Below are 20,267 nucleotides of genomic sequence, written 5' to 3' on the forward strand. Positions count from 1 at the left end.
GAATTAAAATAAATTTTTTTTCTTGTCGAATTAGCGCGGCCGCGAACGTGAAAAATCCCCTCCTGAAAAAGATCATGGAGGGGATTTCCGCAAATTGTATAAATGCGATTAAATGATTCCATGCGCGAGCATGGCGTCCGCAACCTTGATAAATCCGGCAATGTTGGCGCCTACTACGAGATTGCCCGGGTGGCCGTATTCCTCTGCAGCGTTGACGGCATTTCGATAAATATTTTTCATAATATCATGGAGCTTGTCGTCAACTTCATGGAATCTCCACGAGTACCTCATGCTATTTTGCGACATTTCCAGCGCAGACACCGCTACGCCTCCCGCATTTGCGGCTTTGGCGGGACCGAACAGCACGTTCGCCTTCAAGAAGACGTCGATAGCTTCCAAGGTGGAAGGCATGTTGGCGCCTTCTCCGACCGCTTTAACGCCGCCATTCACCAGCAAAGCTGCCGACGTTTCGTCAATTTCATTTTGCGTGGCGCACGGAAGCGCGATATCGCACGGGATCGTCCAAATGTTGCGGCAGCCTTCTACATAAATCGCGTTCGGGTGCTCTTTGACGTACTCGCTGATGCGCACTCTCTCGACTTCCTTCAGTCTCCGAACCGTCTCAAGCTGAATCCCGTCTTTATCATAAATATAGCCGTTGGAATCGCTGCAAGCTACGACTTTCGCTCCCAGTTCGGCAGCCTTTTGCATCGCGTAAATAGCCACGTTTCCTGAGCCGGATACGACAACGGTGCTGCCTTCGAAGCTCAATCCTTTAGATTTCAGCATTTCATTGACGAAATAAACGGCTCCGTAACCTGTAGCTTCCGTGCGAGCAAGGCTGCCGCCGTAAACGATGCCTTTACCGGTCAATACGCCGGCTTCATAGTTGCCGCGGATTCGTTTGTACTGGCCGAACATGTATCCGACTTCTCTGGCTCCTACGCCGATATCTCCGGCAGGCACATCTGTGTCGGGGCCGATATATTTGTACAATTCGGTCATAAAGCTTTGGGTAAACCGCATGATTTCCCCTTCGGATTTCCCTTTCGGATCAAAGTCGGATCCGCCCTTGCCGCCGCCGATCGGCTGGCCTGTAAGAGAGTTCTTGAAGATTTGCTCGAATCCGAGAAATTTGATAATGCTGGCATTCACGGAAGGATGGAACCGCAGTCCGCCTTTGAACGGGCCGATAGCGCTGTTAAATTGTACGCGGAATCCGCGATTCACTCTGACCGTACCCTGGTCGTCTACCCAAGGCACTCTGAAGGAAACCAACCGTTCCGGTTCGACGATCCGTTCCAGAATGCCGTTTTGTCTATACTTCGGATGTTTGGCAATGACAGGGACTAACGACTCGAGAATTTCCTTTACCGCTTGATGAAACTCACTTTCGTGAGGATTGCGTTTCACAACGGATTCGTACACTTCCTGCACATAATTTTTTGCGCTTACTTCTTCGTTGACCATAGTTTGAAGATTACTCAATGTGTTCTACCGCCTTCATTCGTTATTGTTCTGCATCCATCCAAAAAGAGGATATTCACCTTATTTATTTTTACATAATCCGCCAAAAGCTTCAATAATTATTTACAAGGCGTGTTAGGTTTATCGAATAGGAAGCGAAAAGAAGACTTGAGCGTGCCGGAGGGATAATCCTGAAATAGCGGGGGCATTGCCCCATTCCTTTTGCTCTGCAATGACATATCATAATCCAACCGAGCTAAATGGAGATGAAAATATGGCAAGCAGCAGTTCGCGAATAGACATCCTGATTCCGGCGATCGAAAAAGATTTGGCGACCCTCCCCTATGTCATCGATGCCGCAAGAAAACATGTGAAGCATCCGATCGGAAGCATCCTCATCGTAGCTCCCAAAAGCAAAAAATTGATGAAGCTGTGCCGCGATAAACAGTGCAAATTCGTCGACGAAAATACAGTTCTCCCGATTACCAAAAATCATATCCGCTACCGCTCCGCCAAATGGGACCGCTCCGGCTGGCTGTACCAGCAGCTCCTGAAGCTGGGCGGCGATTCCGTCTGCCGATCGGACGCTTATCTGGTTATCGACGCCGATACGGTGTTCATCCGCCCGCACGTTTTCAAATCGGGCGGCAAGACGGTGTTCTTTTACAGAAACTGGAGCCAGAATGAATATTTTAATACGTATCGCAAGTTGTTGAAAAAAAAGCCCCTCTCCCCCAGGTCCTTCGTCACCCATTACATGTTGTTTGAGAAAGCGAAGCTCGCCAGGTTGAAAAAAGCGATCGAAGCGAAGCATAATACGCGCTGGTATTCCGCGATTTTGCGGAACATAGACAAAACGAAGCAGTTTTCGTTTTCGGAATTTGAAACGTACGGGAACTTTCTGTATGCTAGGTCCCCGGGATCGCTCATTCTCAAGCCTGCTTTGAACAAAAGCCTGAATATGAACGCCCGGCAGCTTTCATCTTTGCAGCTGCGGAACCTGGCGGCAAAGTACAGGTCCGTCTCTTTTCACAAACGCAAATGGTATGCGAGAACGCCAAAGGGGGGAAGCCGATGATCCAGTATCAATGCGTCTGGAAAGGCCCGATGCGCAAAGCAAGCGGCTTGGGCATAGCGAGCAGGGAATACTTTCGAGCGTTAAAACGGCGGGGCGTCGACATCCGAACGGAGCCGCAGACGAACGGATCGCCTGGCGGCAGAAAAACAAACAAGCGCCGGGTTTTAATTTACCATTTCTTCCCATATATGATAAATATCCAAAAGGAAAGAAAGCATTTTGACCATATCATTTTGAATACGGTTTGGGAAACGACGAAAATACCGAACCGGTGGCGGCCGAACATAAATAAATTCGACGCCATATGCGTGCCCTCGGTTCAAAACAGGCAAGCCTTGAGAAACAGCGGCGTTAAAGTTCCTATATTCATCGTTCCCCATGGCGTCGATACGAGAAAATATCACCCCGGCAATAAGAAGATGCCGCTGCCCGGCTCGCAGGGGAAGTTTATTTTCGTATCCGTATTCGGCTTCCAGCACCGCAAAAATCCCGAAGCTTTGCTGCGCGCGTTTTGGGAAGAATTTTCCCCGGCCGACAAGGTAATGCTCGTCATCAAAACGAGCGGAACTGGCCTTTTTGAAAACGAACAATGGATTTTGAACCGGATTAAGCGCTATAAAAAGAAGCTTGGCATCCGCAAGCAGACGGCTCCGGTCAAGGTCATTGCCCGGCATTTGTCCCCTGAACGGCTTAAAGGGGTCTATACGCTCGGCCATGCGTTTGTGCTTCCTACCCGCGGAGAAGGCGTCGGCCTGCCGTTCCTTGAATCGTTGTCAAGCGGCGTTCCCGTTATCGCTACCGGGTGGGGCGGGCACATGGATTTCCTGACCCGTAAAAATTCATTTTTGATCAACTATAAATTAATGAATCCGGTGGTTAAAATGAGAGGAGGACAATCGATAGCGTATCAATTTCGCAAATTTTTTGCCGAAAAAGGCCAGCGATGGGCCGAAGTCGATATCGCCAGCCTGAAAAGGCAGATGCGGACCGCTTATAGGAATCCGGCGCTGTGCAGGCAAAAAGGCCGGCAAGGCCGGCTGGATGTGAGCAAGCTATCGTGGGGCAGAGCCGGCTTATCGTTGAAGCGGGTCGTGGAAAAAGTGGTGGCGTCTAAAAAATAACGGAAACCGGCTTGAAAGCGAGTGCCCGGTATACTATACTTTTGGGGAAACTTGTACCGTACAGGAGACCAAGCGCATGGAACATCCGGCTCCATCTTCTCATTCCATTAACGATATCGCCCAGGTGTGTTTGCTGGCCGGGAAAATCATGCTGGAGAACGGCGGGGAAACGTACCGGGTCGAAGACACGATGACCCGCGTTGCCGATGCTTTCGGCGTCGCGAATTCCCACAGCTTTGTAACCCCGACGGGCATCATCTTTTCTATAGACGGTGCGGAATCTATAACCCGGTTGGTCCGCATTTCGCAGCGCTCGACGGACTTGCGCAAAGTTACGGTCGTGAACGCCGTCTCCCGCAGAATAAGCCGGGGAGAGCTGTCGGTGGCGGACGCTTGCCGGCTGCTCCAGGAAGTCGATGCCTCCAGCCGCGGCTATCCGGTTTGGCTCAAAATCTTTGCCGCAGCCATCGCGAGCGGCTGCTTCCTGATCATGTTCGACGGGACCTGGAACGACTTCGTCCCTGCAATGGCGGCGGGCGGAGCGGGCTTCGCGTTCCTGACCGCAATCCATCGTCTGATCCCGATCAAATTTTTTGCCGAGTGTCTGGCTTCTCTGTTGATCGGGACGATGGCTTATTTGTTCGTGAAAGCGGGGTTTGGCCGCGATCTGGACAAAATGATCATCGGCTCCGTCATGCCTCTGGTGCCGGGGCTTCTTATCACCAATGCGGTGCGCGATTTGATGGCCGGCCATTTTGTGTCCGGGCTTTCGAAGGGAGCGGAAGCGTTTCTGACCGCTTTCGCCATCGGAGCGGGAATCGCCTTTGTGCTTTCCTTTTACGGCGGGGAGGGACTCGCATGATGATCGAGCAGCTGCTGACGAGCTTCGTTGCTTCGGCCGCCTTTGCGATCCTGTTCAACGTGCCGAAGGGCACTTTGCTGCAATGCGGCTTTGTCGGTATGTTCGGCTGGCTGTTGTACATATCCTTTTTGAAAGTTCCCGTCGATCCGATTGTGGCGACGCTGATCGCATCTTTTTGCGTGACGGTGACGAGCCAATTGTTCGCCAAAATTTATAAAACGCCGATCATCGTCTTCAGCGTATCCGGCATCATACCTTTAGTTCCCGGCGGACTGGCCTTCGACGCTATGCGGAACGTGGTCGAGAACCAGTACGATCAGGCCGTTCAGCTGGCGGCCAAAGCGTTCATGCTCTCCGGCGCGATCGCGTTCGGACTCGTTTTTTCGGAAGTGATCAACCACGTCATCAGAAAGTCGCGCCTGTAGCCGGCACCAGCGCAAAAAAAACAGCCCGCGCCCTCATCGGGCCGGACTGTTTTTTTTGCGCCGTTCGCATACTGCCGTTTATTTATAGTTTCCGTCTTTTTCTTAAATACCATACCAGCATTTGGATGGAGTCCCGGATTGAAACGGTTGGTTGAAGAACAAATACATTTGTCATAAGCAAGAAGCCTCCCTGACCCTGAAAATGATCGTGCATAAATGAATACTACGTAAAGAGAATCGAGTTGGTTTTATTTTTTTTTCGCGCTGCCGGGAAAAGAAGTTGACACCTCTTTTTAAATATGTCATATTGATAATATCAAATAGAAATTATAAGACTCATTTCAAGGAGAGTGACTGACGATGAAAGCACTTCTTGTAATCGATTATACGGTTGATTTTATAACGGGGAAATTGCCGTGCGGAGATCCCGGCATTGCCATCGAGGGGCGCATTGCCGAGTTGACAAGGCAGTTCGTCCGGCAGGGCGATTTTGTCGTCATGGCGGTGGATTTGCACGACGAGGCGGATACGTACCATCCCGAGCATCGCTTGTTCCCTCCGCACAACATTCGCGGCACCGAGGGCCGGCAGCTGTACGGGAAGCTGAAAGAAGTTTATGACGCTGACGCGCAGCGGATATATTGGATGGATAAGACGCGGTACAGCGCCTTTTGCGGGACGGACCTGGAACTGCAGCTCCGGGCAAGGGGCATTGACGAAGTTCATTTGGCCGGCGTTTGCACGGACATCTGTGTGCTGCATACGGCGGTGGACGCGTACAACAAAGGGCTGCGGATCGTCGTGCACGAGGACGCGGCGGCGACTTTTAACCCGCAGGGCCATGATTGGGCGCTCGGACATTTTCGGACGGTGCTGGGCGCAGAAGTCGTCAGCGCATGGAACGGCAAGGACAACGGAACGGAGTGAACTCTTATGAACTACGATAACCTGACGCTTCATACGGATAAATATCAGATCAACATGATGTACGCTCATTGGGCGCAAGGCTCGCTCAACGATAAAGCCGTTTTCGAGGTATATTTCCGCAAGCTGCCGTTCGGCAACGGCTACGCGGTGTTTGCCGGGCTGGAGCGCATTGTGCATTATATCCGCAGCTTGCGGTTCGGCGAAGATGAAATCCGCTACCTGCAAAGCCAGGAGGAAAATTACAAGGAAGCTTTTTACGATGAGCTGAGGCGTTTTCGTTTCACGGGGAATTTGCACTGCGTGCCCGAGGGAACGCTGGTTTTTCCGGGCGAACCGCTGATCCGTGTGGAAGCGAGAGTGTTTGAAGCGCAGCTGATTGAGACGGCCGTGCTCAATTTCATGAACTATCAGACGCTCGTCGCAACGAAAGCGTCGCGGATCAAGCAAGTGGCTCCGCACGATGTGCTGCTGGAGTTCGGAACGAGGCGGGCGCAGGAGGCTGACGCCGCCGTATGGGGAGCGCGGGCCGCCTATGTGGCGGGCTTCCATGCGACAAGCAACCTGCGGGCGGGGATGCTGTTCGGCATTCCGACCAAAGGGACGCACGCTCATGCCTGGGTACAGGGTCACGACACGGAGGAAGAAGCTTTTCGCAAATATGCGGAAGTGCTGCCCGATCAGGTGACTTTGCTGGTGGACACTTACGATACTTTGAAAAGCGGAGTGCCCCATGCCATTACCATTGCCCGCTATTTGCAAAGCCAGGGGAAAAAAATGAACGGCATCCGCCTCGACAGCGGCGACTTGGCGTACTTGTCGCAGCAGGCGAGACAAATGCTGGACGATGCGGGGTTCCCCGATGTGCAAATCGTCGCATCCAACGACCTCGACGAGAATATTATTTTCAACCTGAAGGGTCAGGATGCGCGCATCGATGTGTGGGGAGTGGGCACGCAGCTGATTACCGCAGCCGACCAGCCCGCATTGGGCGGAGTCTACAAGCTGGTAGCCCGGGAGAAAAACGGCGCTTACGTGCCGGTCATCAAAATTTCCGGCAACCCGGAAAAAGTGTCGAATCCCGGTTTTAAAGACGTGTACCGGATCGTCAACCGGAAGACGGGGAAAGCGGAAGCCGACTATTTGGCTTTGCGCGACGAGGAAGATATCAGGCGCGGCGAACGGATCAAGCTGTTCGATCCCACCCACCCCTACATTCATAAATATATCGAAAATTATGACGCCGTGCCGCTGCTGGAGCCGATTTTTGCGGACGGCGAGCTGGTCTATGAGCTTCCCTCCTTGCATCAAATCCGCGAATACCATGCCGAGCAGAAAAAACTGTTCTGGTCGCAATATTTGCGCAAACTGAATCCGGAAGTGTACCGCGTCAATTTGAGCACGAAAGCATGGCAGCTGAAAATGGACCTGATTCATGCGCATCAGGAGTAATCGCCGGCGCGGATTTTGATTTACAATGTTTGGATGGTATGATAGATGTGTTCGTACGAAATGAAGGAGGTATCATTCATGTCTTTGCAGGCAGGCCATGCTTTTACCGAAGGAGTTACGCTCAATAACGGTGTGAAAATGCCTTGGCTCGGACTTGGCGTCTGGAAATCCCAGGAAGGCGATGAAGTGATCAACGCTGTCAGAACGGCTTTAAACGTTGGATACCGGAGCATTGATACCGCAGCCGTATACGGCAACGAGCAAGGCGTCGGACAAGGAATTCGCGACAGCGGCGTACCGCGTGAACATATTTTCGTGACCACCAAAGTGTGGAATGCGGACCAGGGCTACGAGTCGACGCTGCAAGCGTTCGAAACGAGCCGCAAAAAACTCGGCCTTGATATGATTGATTTGTATCTCGTTCATTGGGCCGTTCCCGGCAAATACAGAGAAACCTGGAAAGCTCTTGTCCATCTCTACAATCAAGGGTATGTGCGGGCGATCGGCGTGAGCAATTTTCAAATTCACCATTTGAACGATATTATCGAAGATACGGGTGTCGTTCCGGCCGTCAATCAGGTGGAATTTCATCCGCACCTTTCGCAGAAAGAGCTGCTGCAGTTCTGTAAAGACAAAGGCGTACAGTTGGAAGCGTGGAGTCCGCTGATGCAAGGCCGCCTGGATCATCCGGCGCTCGCCGGGCTTGCCGCCAAGTACGGCAAAACGCCGGCGCAAATCATTCTCCGCTGGGACATCCAGAACGGCGTCGTGACGATTCCGAAGTCCGTTACGGAACAGCGTATCCGCGACAACGCGAACATTTTCGACTTCCAGCTCAGCGACGAAGATATGAACGCCATCGATGCACTGAACAAAAACGAGCGTCTCGGCCCGAATCCCGATAACGTGACGTTCTAATCCATACGTATCCGGCCGAATCCGCCTCATTCCTTATAGGAAACGGGGCGGATTTTTGCTGCGATGCGGGCCCAAAACGTGCGAAAGCGAAAGTCAATCGCGCTCGAGCGAGCTGGCAGCAAAGCTGCTTGGCGAAGCGCGCAGAAAGCCTGCAAAAGTGCAGGTTTTTGCTTCTCAAAGCGCTCGCCGCGCAACATTCCTGCAAAAGTGCAGGCTTTCCGGCATGCGTAGCCGCTGCACAGAGCCTACTGCGCTCCCAATTGAGGGCGCCCCCTCCCCCGCCGGCAGCCCTAACGGAAAATCCTGATTGTCACGGTCCATCTGACAATCGCAGATTTTCCCGGCACCGCGCGCTAAGAGCTGCACGCGGTGCGCAGCTTGCCAAGCCGCTGCACAGAGCCTGCTGCGCCTCTAATTGAGAGTGCCCCTCCCCCAACGGGCAGCCCCTCCAACCCCCGCCTTCAGTTCAACAGTGTGATCATCTGGAACACTTCCCGGTGGTCGCCGGGGAGAGCGGCGTTGGCCAGCTTCAACTGGGAGGAGCCGTCTCCGTCGAGGAACAGTCCGTCTACCAAGCGGCCCTCTCCGACCTGCTCCCGCACGGCGCTGCGGAATTGCTCGCCGGTGCAGGGTGTCGGAGCGACGACGAGATAGACGTTATTGCTTTTGTCGTAAACGATGCCCGAGCGCATTCTTTTCTCGTCGATGACGGGCATTTCTTCCGAAACGGCCTGCGCGGCCCAGCCCTGCTCGTTTTGGAGCCCCATGCTTACCCCGCCCTGCGCCCAATACTTCGTCCGGTCGGTCATCTTCAACTCCTCCGCGCTTTCCACGACTTGTATCGAAAAAGCTTTCGCTTTTTCATCCCACACGAGCGTTCCCCGCTTGCGGTCGATATTATACCAGCCTGAACCGTAGTCCCCCTGCTTCCCTTTGACCGGCTGATCGTTGATCACCGCTATGCTGAGCAAGTAGCCCTGCCAGAAAAATCCCCCGTTGATCCCGTTGAACGACAGATCCGTCACATTGGAAGTTATCGCTTTTAATCCGATATTTTGCGGGCTTGTCCGAATGGTATGGAGCTGAACCTGGTTGGTGGCGGTGAAGGTTTTGTATTCGTATGGAGCCGGCGGCGGTTGTGCAGGGCGTAAGCGGGTCGCCAAAATGATTGTAAACATGAAGCTGACGAGCATGATCAAAAAATAGATGAAAATTTGCTGCGGCTGTATGCGAGCGGCCCGGAAATTCTGCATATTTCAGCTCCTGTTCTGGGAAGATAAGCTCCTTTTTCTATCAGTCTATGAAAGTTTGCACCGGAATATACCGGGATGACTAACAAACTTCTAAGGATAAACTAAAAGTTTCCAAACATTTATTCGATATACTCACCGTATAGAAGGATTAGGAGGTTGAGAGATATGGCACAGAAATTGCTCGATAAAGACGTTCAAGAGCTGGTGAATCATTTGCACGAAGATGACAGAGAAATTTTGAAAAAATTCAATTTCACACTGGATGGGGAACAGTTGACGGAATCGGCTTCTCTCCGGTTTATCCAATTCGTAAAGCAGGAGTTTTTTAAAAATCAGTGACCGTCCCCGCCGAGGGTACGCCATATACGAGCATGGCTGAAGGCGACCGTTTCCTTGCATGGAGGGAGGAGCGGGCGTCTTTTTTGCCGATTCCGGTTGCGAATCAGAAAATACAACAATTTTCGATAATTTATGCTATAATTTTGGTAAAATTTACTTATTCAATTATCGGATAAAGAGGGAATCCTGGATGCTTGATTTGCAGAATTTCGATCAGCTTGAAGTTTTTATTGTCATCGCAGTGCTAATCTCCTTATCGATGTATGTTTTTTTTGCCTATTATGAAATTCGGAAAAGCAGACAAGATGCGCAGACAAACTTTATAGATAACATCATTTCCTTCTCTTTGATATGGATTATCGAATGCATCGTGATGGTTCTTGGTCTTCTGTATGCGGATCATCAGAAACAGATCGCTCTTTTGCTCGATATTACGATTTTTGCTGGCGTTGTGGCATCGGGGGTTTTGTTCGGGGCGATCGATTTGTACCGCAAAGGAAAATTCCATTTGATTCCACTAGTGCCGGCGACTCTAGTTATTACGTTTTTGGTGCATATAGCTTTTTATATCGGGCTCTCGCTGCATCTCATTTTGAATTTGGCTCTGACTCTTTTTTTTGTAATGTCCGTTTTATTTGCCAGAGCGGCTCTAAAGCAAAACAAGCAAGTTACCCGAGTCGGCCTTTATTATTTAATAAGCGGGGCCATCGTCATTATTTTGATCAATAACCTGAAGTCGTGGGTAAGCTTCCACCTTACGTTAACCCTTGATCTTGCTTTTTCGCTGCTGCTGATCGTCGGTTTTTTTCTGTATTACTGCGAGATTTATTCCAAAAATATTTTGGACAACGTCCGGAAAATTCAAGCGAAAAACGAGCGGCTGCTGGCGGCGGAGAAGCGGATTGCGCAGCTGGCGTATTACGATCAAATTACGCAAATCAAAAACGTGCACCAGCTCCGGGAAGACCTGGCTTCGTTCCGGCAACAACGCAGCGAGCAGCCGGAAGAGGGGGCACAGTTCATTTTAATCAATTTGCACAGTTTTAAAAGCTTCAGCAATTTTGTAGGCTATGACAAAGGAAACGCGGTTTTGTGCGAAATTGCGCAAAAGCTCAAATTTTTGTGCGGCGGCAATGACGAAGTATACCGTTTTTATTCCGAGCGTTTTATTTTGGTGCATGCCGGCAATCGTCAAACAGGGAATCGGCTTATAGAGGCGATCCAGGACATGTTCAGCGTTACGCGCTTCTATGGCCGGCACTTTCGTCCTTACCTGGGGATTACGGAGCTGACGGATGCGGCCAAATCGCTCGACGTTCTGATCAAGGAAATGGAATTGGCGGCGCAGGAGGCGCACAGTCAAAACCAGTCGTTTGCTTATTACTACGATGATATGTATCAAGCTCTTGAGCAGCAGCTGGCTATGGAAAACGATCTGCGCAAAGCATCCGAAGAGAACGCCTGGGAGGTCGTCTACCAACCGAAGGTGTCTCTGAAGCATAACCGCGTTGTCGGCGCAGAAGCGCTCATCCGCTGGCAGCGGCACGGGGAACACGTGTCCCCGGAACTGTTTGTTCCGATGGCCGAGAGGCTGGGGCTGATTGGCGCGATCGGCATGCACGTTATGGAAACGGTATTTTCCTTTTTGCGCGAAATGGAAGCAGGCGGCGGCGCTTCCTTAAGCCTGGCCATCAATTTATCTCCCTATCAACTGATGGAGCCTGATTTCGCAGAGCACGTCAATCAAGCCGCCAGCCGTTACAACGTGAATCCGCAGCTCATCACTTTTGAAATTACCGAATCGGCTTTGATCAGCAATCTGGCCAAAGTGAACGAAACGATACAAACTTTGAAAAGCGCCGGCTTCTCTTTTGCGCTGGATGATTTTGGGGTCGGCTATTCATCGATTCATTATTTCTCCCAGTTGGACCTGGACGAAGTCAAGCTGGACAAAACGTTTACGAAAAGTCTGCTCCATGACAGGAAAAGTCAGATCATTTTGCGTTCCGTCATAGCGATGGCCAAACAGCTCGGTATTGAAATCGTCATTGAAGGCGTGGAATGCAAAGAACAGCTTGACATGATCCGCGAAATGAACTGCGACTACTACCAAGGCTACTATTTCAGCAAGCCTGTCGAGGCTGGAGAATTGGTCCGCCTGATCATGGCTGACGCGCCGCAAGTACGTTCCTGAGACCTGTTCGGCCCCGTATTCAACGGCTGTTCGGGTCCGGATTCCCCGATAAGTTTCCCCCTAGCCTTATTTGTGCTCGCCATACTTTCACCCTGTTCGATCCTTTCCAAATGAGCGATGATAGTACCTGTCAGTCAGAGATCAGGATTGACAAGATCGGGATTTATGCACGGGTGACTGTACCAAGGCGGGGATTTCCGACAATTCCGCAGTGCTCGCTCATCCTATGTGCTTGTATATTGTATAGATTCGGCCGGCATAGATCTAACAGGGGAGCAGAGCCCCAAGATATCGCCTTCCACGCGAAAAATCATTGAGAAAAAACCTTTTTGAAGAAATCCTCGGCGGGCATTCGTGTCCGCGCTGCGGCAAAGCTTTGCAATCGGCAGATACCGATAAGAGTAAATTGGTTTTTATTTGGCCGGCATGACGCGGAACGTTTTCGGGTTTGCAGTTCGGGCTCGAAATGTTTCGCCGTACGGTGCCGGACGATAGGACATATGAACTCTTTTCTCAAGCTTGATTCCGCCAATGCTTCAGGAGGATTTCTTACATAAGGTTCAAACAGCCGTAAATCGGTTCATGGGGGAATGAACATGTTGAAAACAATAAATATTCAGACGGACGAACGCGGTTTGTTGTTTAAAAAAGGAAATTACGTCCGGCACTTGCAGCCGGGAATGTATCGGTTCGGGCCATTTTCGGATACTGCGGTAGCGGTCCAAAATGTAATGAAACCTTTTGACGCCGCGGGCAAAGAGCTTGTGCTGTTTTTGCAGGATGAGCAGCTGCGGAAGGAACTGAGCACGATCGATGTCGCCGATCACGAATATGTGCTGCACTACGAAGACGGCAAATTTGCAGGTCTGCTTACGGCGGGAACTTATGCGTTCTGGAACGTGCTGAAGAAACATGATTACGTGCGCTTCGACATTCGCAAGCCGGAACTGCCGCCGGAAGTGGATCTGGCGATCCTGCCCAAGTTGACCGGGTATTTCCACACTGTGGAAGTCGGGAGCTACGAGTCCGGCATCCTATTTTACAACAATGTGATGCAAAGAGAGCTTCGACCTGGCAAATACTATTTCTGGAAAAGCCCTGTCGCCGCAGCTGTAAAAACGGTGGATTTGCGCCAGCAGCAGCTGGACATGACGGGGCAAGAGATCATGACCGAGGACAAGGTCGCTCTGCGCTTGAACTTTGTCTGCCAGTACAAAATCGTCAATCCCCTCAAAGCCTTGAGCATCAAGGGTTTCGAGGATCAAGTTTATATTGCGCTGCAGCTGATTTTGCGCGAATATATCGGAACGTTGAAACTGGACGATCTGCTCCGCATGAAGCAGGAAATCGCCGGCTTCGTACTGTCGCGCCTGAACGAAAAGGAACAGGAATACGGCGTACAGTTTTTGTCGGCCGGCGTCAAGGATATCGTTCTGCCCGGGGACATCAAGGACATTCTCAACACGGTGCTGCTTGCGGAGAAAAAGGCTCAGGCCAACATCATCACCCGCCGCGAGGAAACGGCGTCTACCCGCAGCCTGTTGAACACTGCCAAGCTGATGGATGACAACCAAACGCTTTATCGTCTCAAGGAGCTTGAATTTCTGGAAAAAATATGCGAGAAAATCGGTACGATTTCACTGACCGGCGGCGGCAATTTGCTGGAACAGCTCAACTCGCTGCTAGGAGACAGAAATCATTATAATTAATATTTCCGCCCGGGCCGGATTGACAGGTTGCGGGGTGCGACTTTATGATGTTTGTAAATGAATGGAAAGGAGGCCGATGGATATGATCTCGAGATTAAATAACATCACAATTGCACAAACAACTCCGATTCATCGGTCTCGACGGGACATGTGAGAGCTTGGCGGGTGTCAGCCTATGTAATGCGGGCGCCTGCTTGCAAGGTTTCTGCGCACAGCCATGGACGATGACGTCTATGGCTGTTTTGTTTTGACCGGACCTAATGGATTAAGCTGAAAAAAGAAAGGATAACTGATAGATGGACGAAAATTACTATCGGCAGGTGCAGCTCCCTTCGGGTGTCGTGCACGTATACGCAGGTCCCGACCTGTATAAATCTTTGGATTACAAAATATTTGAAATGGCTAACAACAACTTGCAAATCCCGAATCAAGTGTATATGAGCTATACACCGGACGTTCACGTCGGCGTGGGTACGTGTATCGGCACTACGGCGGTGTGGAACGCGCACGACGGCTATGTGTCGCCTTCGATCGTGGGCAGCGATATAGGCTGCGGCATGAGAGTCCATTTAACGAATTTGCACAAGGAAGAACTGAAGGAAGTGAAACTGCGCCGCAAGCTCGTAAAAACGATCGAGAAATATTTGCCTGTAGAGGACCATGCGCGGGGGCATTTCTCAGATATTCGGCTCGAGCACGTCGTTGCCAAAGGGCTGCACGGCTTGCCGAAAAAATATATCCCGGACGGCTACACCCCGCGAAAAGCGACATCGCTCACGCATGTGGAACAAAGCAAGTTCGCTTTGGACGAAAACGCGCTGAACCGGTTCCCGGAGCGCATTTGGCATCGTTCGCACCGGCAGCTCGGCACGCTCGGGAACGGCAATCATTTTGCCGAAATCCAGTATGTGGAGATCGATGAGGAAAACCGGGAAACCGCCGAAGCCTGGGGGCTGTTTGACGGCCAGGTCATCGTGATGATCCATTCCGGATCACGCGCCTGGGGCGGTTCGGTGAGCCAGTACTGCGGGAGCGATATGGCGAAAGCGATGCGTTCCCTTGGGCTCGGAACGGCCGATCCGAAGCTGCTGTTCGCTCCGCTCGAGCATCCGCTGGCGCAGACTTATGTGAACCTCATGTACTCCGCATTGAATTATGCGGTCGTGAATCGGCACCTCATCGCTTACGCCGTCAGAGAGGCGTGCAAGGATGTGTTCGGCTCGAAATTTGAAATGACGACGCTGTACGATCTGATGCACAATTATGCGTGGGAGGAGCGGCACGAGGGCAGCGCTTATTTTGTCCACCGCAAAGGGGCTACAAGGGCGCTTCCCGCCAACCACCCGGATAATCCCGAACCGTATGTCAGCACCGGACATCCGGCCCTGATCCCCGGCTCCATGGGGACCGCTTCCTACATTATGGCAGGCGCTCCCGGGGGCCAAGCGAACTACTACTCGATCTGCCACGGAGCGGGCCGGATCCGTTCGCGCAGCGCGACAAAGCGTTTGATTACGCTAAACGAATTTTCGTCTTCCATGCGGGTCGGCACTGACGAGGAAATCGTCGTGAACCAGCGCTCTCTGGAGACGCTGCTGGACGAATCGCCCCAGGCTTATAAAGACGTGGATCAAATCATAGAAAGCGTCGTAAGCGCCGGGCTGGCTCAAGTTGTAGCCAAATGCAAGCCGATGGCGGCGATAAAAGGCGCTTAGGGTGAGCTCGCCGGCACCGGCGCAGGATCAATTAATGAAATCAGGAAGTGATTACATGTTAAACAAACAAGAAGAAACGAGCTTAAGCAAGCTCATGAGCAAAATATTGCGGCATGCGCCGGAACAATTCGGCATCAGGTTAGATGCCGAAGACGGATCTTGTGCGGTCGAGGATCTGCTGAGAGCGCTGCGCGCGAAAGCAAAATGGTCTGCTTTAACTTTGGCGGACATTGAGCAAGTCGTCGCCAACTCGGAAAAGCAGCGCTATGCGATAACGGATGGCCGAATTTGCGCCCGCTATGGGCACAGCCACACCAAAATCAGTTATCCTGCGGCTGTTCCGCCTGCTGTTTTGTACCACGGGACGAACAAACAGGCGGCGCCGATTATTTTAAAAGAGGGCATTGTTCCGATGCAGCGGCAGTATGTGCATTTGTCGGAAGGGCTGCATTTCGCGGCCCTCGCCGGGAGGCGGAGAGGGGAGCTTGTCATTTTGGCGGTCGATACGGCCAAAGCCGCAAGCTATGGCGCAGCCTTTTACTATGCGGGGAATGAAGTTTGGCTCGCCGATGAAATCCCGGCCGATTGCTGCGCTGTATATGAAACATCCGGAAAGGTTTGATCTATTATGCATACACAGATGATCGATATCGGAGTCAATTTGATGCATCGTTCTTATCAGCATGATCGCGACGCGGTTGTTGCACGGGCGGAAGCGGAGGGCGTGTCGCCGCTGATTTTGACAGGAACGCATTTGCGAAACAGCGAAGAGGCTGCGCGCTATGCTGGGCGATTTCCCGGGAAATTGTACGCTACGGCCGGCATTCACCCGCACGATGTCCGGAACTGCACGGCAAACACGATTGAGAAGCTGCGGGAACTTGCCGCACTCCCTCAGGTTGTCGCCATCGGGGAGTGCGGCCTGGATTACAATCGCGATTTTTCTCCGAGGGATGTGCAGAAGCACTGGTTCGAGGAGCAAATCCGGCTGGCGTGCGAGCTGCGAATGCCGCTTTTTCTGCACGAACGGGAGGCGCATTACGATTTTACGCGCATTCTCAGGCCGTATTTGCCGCGTCTGAATAAGGCGGTCGTGCACTGTTTTACAGGCAGCTTGCAGGAACTGCACGTATATTTGAACATGGGCTTCCATATCGGAATTACAGGATGGATTTGCGATGAGCGCCGTGGCAAGCATTTGCGGGAATTGGTAACGAAGGTGCCGCTTGACCGGTTGATGGTGGAGACGGACGCCCCGTTCCTGACGCCGAGGGATTTGCCGGCGAAGCCTGCGGAGGGACGCAACGAGCCCATGTTTTTGCCGCATATTGTACGGACAGTAGCGGCATGTATCGGAAAGACGGCCGATGAGGTGGCGGAAGCTGCGACGAGGACGGCGAAAGCGTTTTTTGGGGTGGAGTGAGGCGAATGCCGCCGAAGGCCCCGCCCCGCCTCGCGCCTGGAGCGACGGAGAAGCGGCTTGCACGCCGGAGGCAGCGCAATCTACCGAGTGCGTGGAGAAAGCCTGCAAAAGTGCAGGTTTTTGCACGTCGATGAGCTGGCAGCGAAAAATTCCTGCAAAAATGCAGGTTTTTCAGCTCATACACGAGCTTAGCGCCGTTTTCATCGAAAATTCCTGCACAATCGCAGGCTTTTCGCCAAAACGAGCCACTTTTATGGAAAAAGCCTGCACTTTTGCAGGCTTTGCGTCTTGCGTGGCGCCAACTGCCTATCGCACCGGCTGCACTGTGTCTTTGGCGGCAAAGCTTTCGCAGGCTTTGCTTTGCGGCTTGCCAAGCCATGCGGTCGGCGGACCGCCGTCATGCAGCGCAGCACCGAGCGCTGGGAGCTGCGCGCTCAAGCCCCAGCGGCAGCCTTACCGCAGCGCTGCGCAATAAAAAGACGCCTCCATCCGCGGCTGGAAGCGTCTTTTTATTGGCTCGGGTCCCCCCTCCCCTTACAAAAACCTCCGATGATGCTTTTTCCCGTCGTAGGTAAACAACACGGGCTTATCTTCCACTAATGTGTGCAGATGGATTGGCTTACCCCAAAGCTTGTTGACGTAAGGCAGCGTCTTTTCGATATATTTCAAGTCAAGCTCTACACCCTCGAACGCATGGCTGAGGTACAGCTCGCCGTTTCGCTGGTAGTCGCCGTCCTCCACGACGATATAGGGGAAACCGCCGTTGACTCGGGAGTACACCAACTGGTCGCGGATGTTTTCCCACGATTTGTCGGTTATTTTCCACTCCGGGCCTTTTTTCTCGAACACGTACAGATCAAGCTCCTCCACAAGCTCTTTGTTCATATAGTTGCGGATGAAGGAGGTGTCGGATTCGTATTCGCGGACTTCGAACATTTTGCGCCGGCCTTCGCCCGGTTTGCGGCCATGCCTGCGGATTTCCTCCTCGGTCGGATTGTCCCAACGCTTCTCGATATCCTCGTAAATTTTCAGCCCGAGGTAATACGGATTGAGGCTGTGGCGGGACGGCACAACGACGGAGGAGTTCAGCTTGGAGTACTCGATCGTCTCCTCCTCCGTCAAATCCAGCTCGCGCAGAATGCGCTGGTGCCAGTACGAGGCCCAGCCCTCGTTCATGATTTTGGTTTCCAGCTGCGGCCAAAAATACAGCATTTCATCGCGCAGCATCGTCAGCACGTCCCGCTGCCAATCTTCCAAATAAGGGGCGTGCTCTTCGATGAAGAGCAGCAAATCTTTTTCCGGCTTCAGCGGGAACCGCTTTGCTTCTTCTTTCTCAGTCGCATCCGCCGTACCGCTGCGGTCCAGCTCCCACAAATCCTCGTAGCCGGATTTTCCTTCGGCCGGCGCTTCGGGAACAGCAGGTTTACGGGCTTCCTGCCGGGCCCGCGACTGCTTATAGGACAGCATCAAAACAGGATCGATGTGCTCCTGAATCGCCAGGACGGCGTCGATGAACTGTTCCACCTCTACTGCGCCGAACTCCAGTTCATATTGGCGAATCCGCTCCGCGGTTGCGGACATGCTCTCGACCATGTTGCGGTTCGTTTTGGAGAAACGGACGTTGTTCTTGAAAAAATCGCAATGCGCCAGCACGTGCGCGACGATCAGCTTATTCTGGATCAGCGAATTTCCGTCAAGCAAAAAGGCGTAGCACGGATCGGAGTTGATGACCAGCTCGTAAATTTTGCTGAGACCGAAATCGTATTGCGTTTTCATGCGGTGAAAATTCTTCCCAAAGCTCCAGTGGCTGTATCGGGTCGGCATCCCGTATGCGCCGAACGTATAAATGATGTCTGCCGGGCAAATTTCGTACCGCATCGGGTAATAGTCGAGTCCGAAACCGCTGGCGATTTCCGTAATTTCCGCTATGGCATATTCAAGCTGTTCGATTTCCGATGGACTCATTTGGCAGTCTCTCCCTCTTGCTTCGAGAAGAAGGTTCGCAGCGCTTTATAAACTTCGCCTTTTTCCCGGATTACATAGTGAAGAAATTTAGGGTCCTGAATGTGGCGGAACGCCGACATGAGCGTACTGCTGCGGTTGTATTGATTCACTTCGCCGTAGCCGAACATATTCGCCCTTTCGATCAACTGGCCGATCAGTTTCACGCAGCGTTCATTGTCCGAAGTCAAATTATCTCCGTCCGAAAAGTGGAACGGATAAATGTTAAACTGCGAAGGCGGGTAGCGCTTGTCGATAATATCGATGGCCGCTTGGTAAGCCGAGGAGCAGATCGTTCCGCCGCTTTCGCCTTTCGTGAAAAATTCTTCCTCCGTCACGACCTTTGCTTCGGTGTGATGGGCGATAAAAATAATTTCGACATTCTCGTATTTCGTGCGCAAAAAGCGCGTCATCCAGAAAAAAAAGCTTCTTGCAATGTATTTTTCAAAGGAACCCATGGAACCGGACGTATCCATCATTGCAATAATCAAAGCATTGGAGTGCGGTTTTTCAACCTCATCCCACGTTTTGAAACGCAAATCATCGGGCGAAATACTATGGATGCCGGGGCTGCCCGTTTGCGAATTGCGCCGTAAATTTTCCAGGATGGTGCGTTTTTTATCGATGTTGGACATAATCCCTTTTTTGCGAATATCGTTGAAGATGACCTCTTTGGTCGACAAATTGCGTTTTTCCTTCTGCTGCAAATTGGGCAGCTCCAGCTCGGAGAACAGCATCGTTTGCAGTTCTTCCATGGTCACTTCCGCTTCGTAATAATCATCCCCGGCTTGATCGCCGGCACCTTCGCCTTTGCCCGGACCTTGCGCGGGTGTCGGGTCGACACCGAGCACATCTCCGACCTGGGAATCTCCGTCCCCTTGCCCGACGTGCTTGCTCTTGTTGTAATTGTAGCGAAAACGGTATTCATCGAGGCTTTTAATAGGGACCTTGACGACTTGTTTACCGCTGGACATCACGATGCTTTCGTCGGTAACGAGGTCCGGCAAATTTTGTTTGATCGCTTCGCGCACTTTCTCTTGGTGCCTGTTTTGATCTTGGTATCCTTTACGATGCAGCGACCAGTCTTCACGGGAGACGATAAATAAAGGCTCAGACATGCGGGACACCTCCTTAGAGCTTTCCCTCGGAAAAGCTTTCTTCGCAAGCACAGGCTGTGTGAAACCGATCTCTCTATGGAAAGCCGGCTTGCAAGCATATAAGCAAACAGCGATAAGCTTCAAAAAAGAAGCTTATTACTAACTATATTCAAGCGCATGGCGGATATGTGACAATATCTTTCATGCCGTTATAAATATGTGTATTTCGCAGAATGACGCTTGCCGGGTGCGGGAATCTTTAGACCGCGAGTGGTTATGAGGCGGCTTG

The 20,267-nt window shown here is 51.9% G+C and carries 17 protein-coding genes; 13 read left to right on the forward strand and 4 right to left on the reverse strand.

The window, feature by feature from the left end:
• Positions 1–108 precede the first annotated feature (108 nt).
• On the reverse strand, positions 109–1,470 hold the full coding sequence (gdhA, locus tag AC6RNO_RS24165) for an NADP-specific glutamate dehydrogenase (RefSeq protein WP_474683668.1): 1,362 nt from the start codon (positions 1,468–1,470) through the stop codon (positions 109–111).
• A 271-nt stretch (positions 1,471–1,741) separates the two neighbouring features.
• Here gdhA and AC6RNO_RS24170 point away from each other — a divergent pair, with 271 nt between their 5' ends.
• The 7 genes from AC6RNO_RS24170 to AC6RNO_RS24200 all read left to right on the forward strand — a co-directional run bounded on the left by AC6RNO_RS24170 (position 1,742) and on the right by AC6RNO_RS24200 (position 8,247).
• Positions 1,742–2,545, forward strand: coding sequence for a DUF6492 family protein (locus AC6RNO_RS24170; RefSeq protein WP_497107033.1), 804 nt, complete (start codon positions 1,742–1,744; stop codon positions 2,543–2,545).
• Positions 2,542–3,666 carry a glycosyltransferase family 4 protein gene (locus AC6RNO_RS24175; RefSeq protein ID WP_474683598.1) on the forward strand — a complete coding sequence of 375 codons (1,125 nt, stop codon included), beginning with the start codon at positions 2,542–2,544 and terminating at the stop codon, positions 3,664–3,666. The genes AC6RNO_RS24170 and AC6RNO_RS24175 overlap by 4 nt, the downstream gene beginning before the upstream one ends.
• 76 nt (positions 3,667–3,742) lie before the next feature.
• Complete coding sequence (locus AC6RNO_RS24180) at positions 3,743–4,528, forward strand: threonine/serine exporter family protein (protein WP_497107034.1); 786 nt, start codon at positions 3,743–3,745, stop codon at positions 4,526–4,528.
• Positions 4,525–4,953 carry a threonine/serine exporter family protein gene (locus AC6RNO_RS24185; protein ID WP_474683600.1) on the forward strand — a complete coding sequence of 143 codons (429 nt, stop codon included), beginning with the start codon at positions 4,525–4,527 and terminating at the stop codon, positions 4,951–4,953. The genes AC6RNO_RS24180 and AC6RNO_RS24185 overlap by 4 nt, the downstream gene beginning before the upstream one ends.
• 360 nt (positions 4,954–5,313) lie before the next feature.
• A complete protein-coding gene (locus AC6RNO_RS24190; RefSeq protein WP_474683601.1) occupies positions 5,314–5,880 on the forward strand; it encodes a cysteine hydrolase family protein in 567 nt (188 codons plus the stop codon).
• A gap of 6 nt (positions 5,881–5,886) precedes the next feature.
• On the forward strand, positions 5,887–7,329 hold the full coding sequence (locus AC6RNO_RS24195) for a nicotinate phosphoribosyltransferase (RefSeq protein ID WP_497107035.1): 1,443 nt from the start codon (positions 5,887–5,889) through the stop codon (positions 7,327–7,329).
• Positions 7,330–7,407: 78 nt separating this feature from the next.
• On the forward strand, positions 7,408–8,247 hold the full coding sequence (locus tag AC6RNO_RS24200) for an aldo/keto reductase (RefSeq protein ID WP_474683603.1): 840 nt from the start codon (positions 7,408–7,410) through the stop codon (positions 8,245–8,247).
• A 461-nt stretch (positions 8,248–8,708) separates the two neighbouring features.
• Here the strand turns inward: AC6RNO_RS24200 and AC6RNO_RS24205 are convergent, their stop codons facing one another.
• Entirely contained in the window at positions 8,709–9,500 is a 792-nt protein-coding gene (locus AC6RNO_RS24205) for a hypothetical protein (RefSeq protein ID WP_474683604.1), read from the reverse strand.
• Between the two features lie 165 nt (positions 9,501–9,665).
• On the opposite strand from AC6RNO_RS24205, the gene AC6RNO_RS24210 reads away from it, so the two are divergent.
• From AC6RNO_RS24210 to AC6RNO_RS24235, 6 genes are all read left to right on the forward strand, one after another.
• Positions 9,666–9,839 (forward strand): hypothetical protein, encoded by a 174-nt coding sequence (locus AC6RNO_RS24210; RefSeq protein ID WP_474683605.1) that lies wholly within the window; start codon positions 9,666–9,668, stop codon positions 9,837–9,839.
• 190 nt (positions 9,840–10,029) lie between these two features.
• Positions 10,030–12,033, forward strand: coding sequence for a putative bifunctional diguanylate cyclase/phosphodiesterase (locus AC6RNO_RS24215; RefSeq protein WP_474683606.1), 2,004 nt, complete (start codon positions 10,030–10,032; stop codon positions 12,031–12,033).
• A 596-nt stretch (positions 12,034–12,629) separates the two neighbouring features.
• Positions 12,630–13,742 carry a slipin family protein gene (locus tag AC6RNO_RS24220; RefSeq protein ID WP_488437511.1) on the forward strand — a complete coding sequence of 371 codons (1,113 nt, stop codon included), beginning with the start codon at positions 12,630–12,632 and terminating at the stop codon, positions 13,740–13,742.
• A gap of 296 nt (positions 13,743–14,038) precedes the next feature.
• Entirely contained in the window at positions 14,039–15,457 is a 1,419-nt protein-coding gene (locus AC6RNO_RS24225; RefSeq protein ID WP_488437512.1) for an RtcB family protein, read from the forward strand.
• A 55-nt stretch (positions 15,458–15,512) separates the two neighbouring features.
• The gene (locus AC6RNO_RS24230; RefSeq protein WP_474683609.1) at positions 15,513–16,079 is read left to right on the forward strand and encodes an RNA 2'-phosphotransferase; all 567 of its coding nucleotides are present in this window, start codon (positions 15,513–15,515) and stop codon (positions 16,077–16,079) included.
• Between the two features lie 6 nt (positions 16,080–16,085).
• A complete protein-coding gene (locus AC6RNO_RS24235) occupies positions 16,086–16,880 on the forward strand; it encodes a TatD family hydrolase (protein WP_497107036.1) in 795 nt (264 codons plus the stop codon).
• A gap of 534 nt (positions 16,881–17,414) precedes the next feature.
• On the opposite strand, the gene AC6RNO_RS24240 is transcribed toward AC6RNO_RS24235, so the two are convergent.
• Both AC6RNO_RS24240 and yhbH read right to left on the reverse strand, forming a co-directional pair.
• A complete protein-coding gene (locus tag AC6RNO_RS24240; protein ID WP_488437513.1) occupies positions 17,415–18,845 on the reverse strand; it encodes a SpoVR family protein in 1,431 nt (476 codons plus the stop codon).
• Positions 18,842–19,999 carry a sporulation protein YhbH gene (gene yhbH / locus AC6RNO_RS24245; protein ID WP_474683613.1) on the reverse strand — a complete coding sequence of 386 codons (1,158 nt, stop codon included), beginning with the start codon at positions 19,997–19,999 and terminating at the stop codon, positions 18,842–18,844. The genes AC6RNO_RS24240 and yhbH overlap by 4 nt, the downstream gene beginning before the upstream one ends.
• Positions 20,000–20,267 lie beyond the last annotated feature (268 nt).

Source organism: Paenibacillus sp. sgz302190, assembly GCF_059820445.1.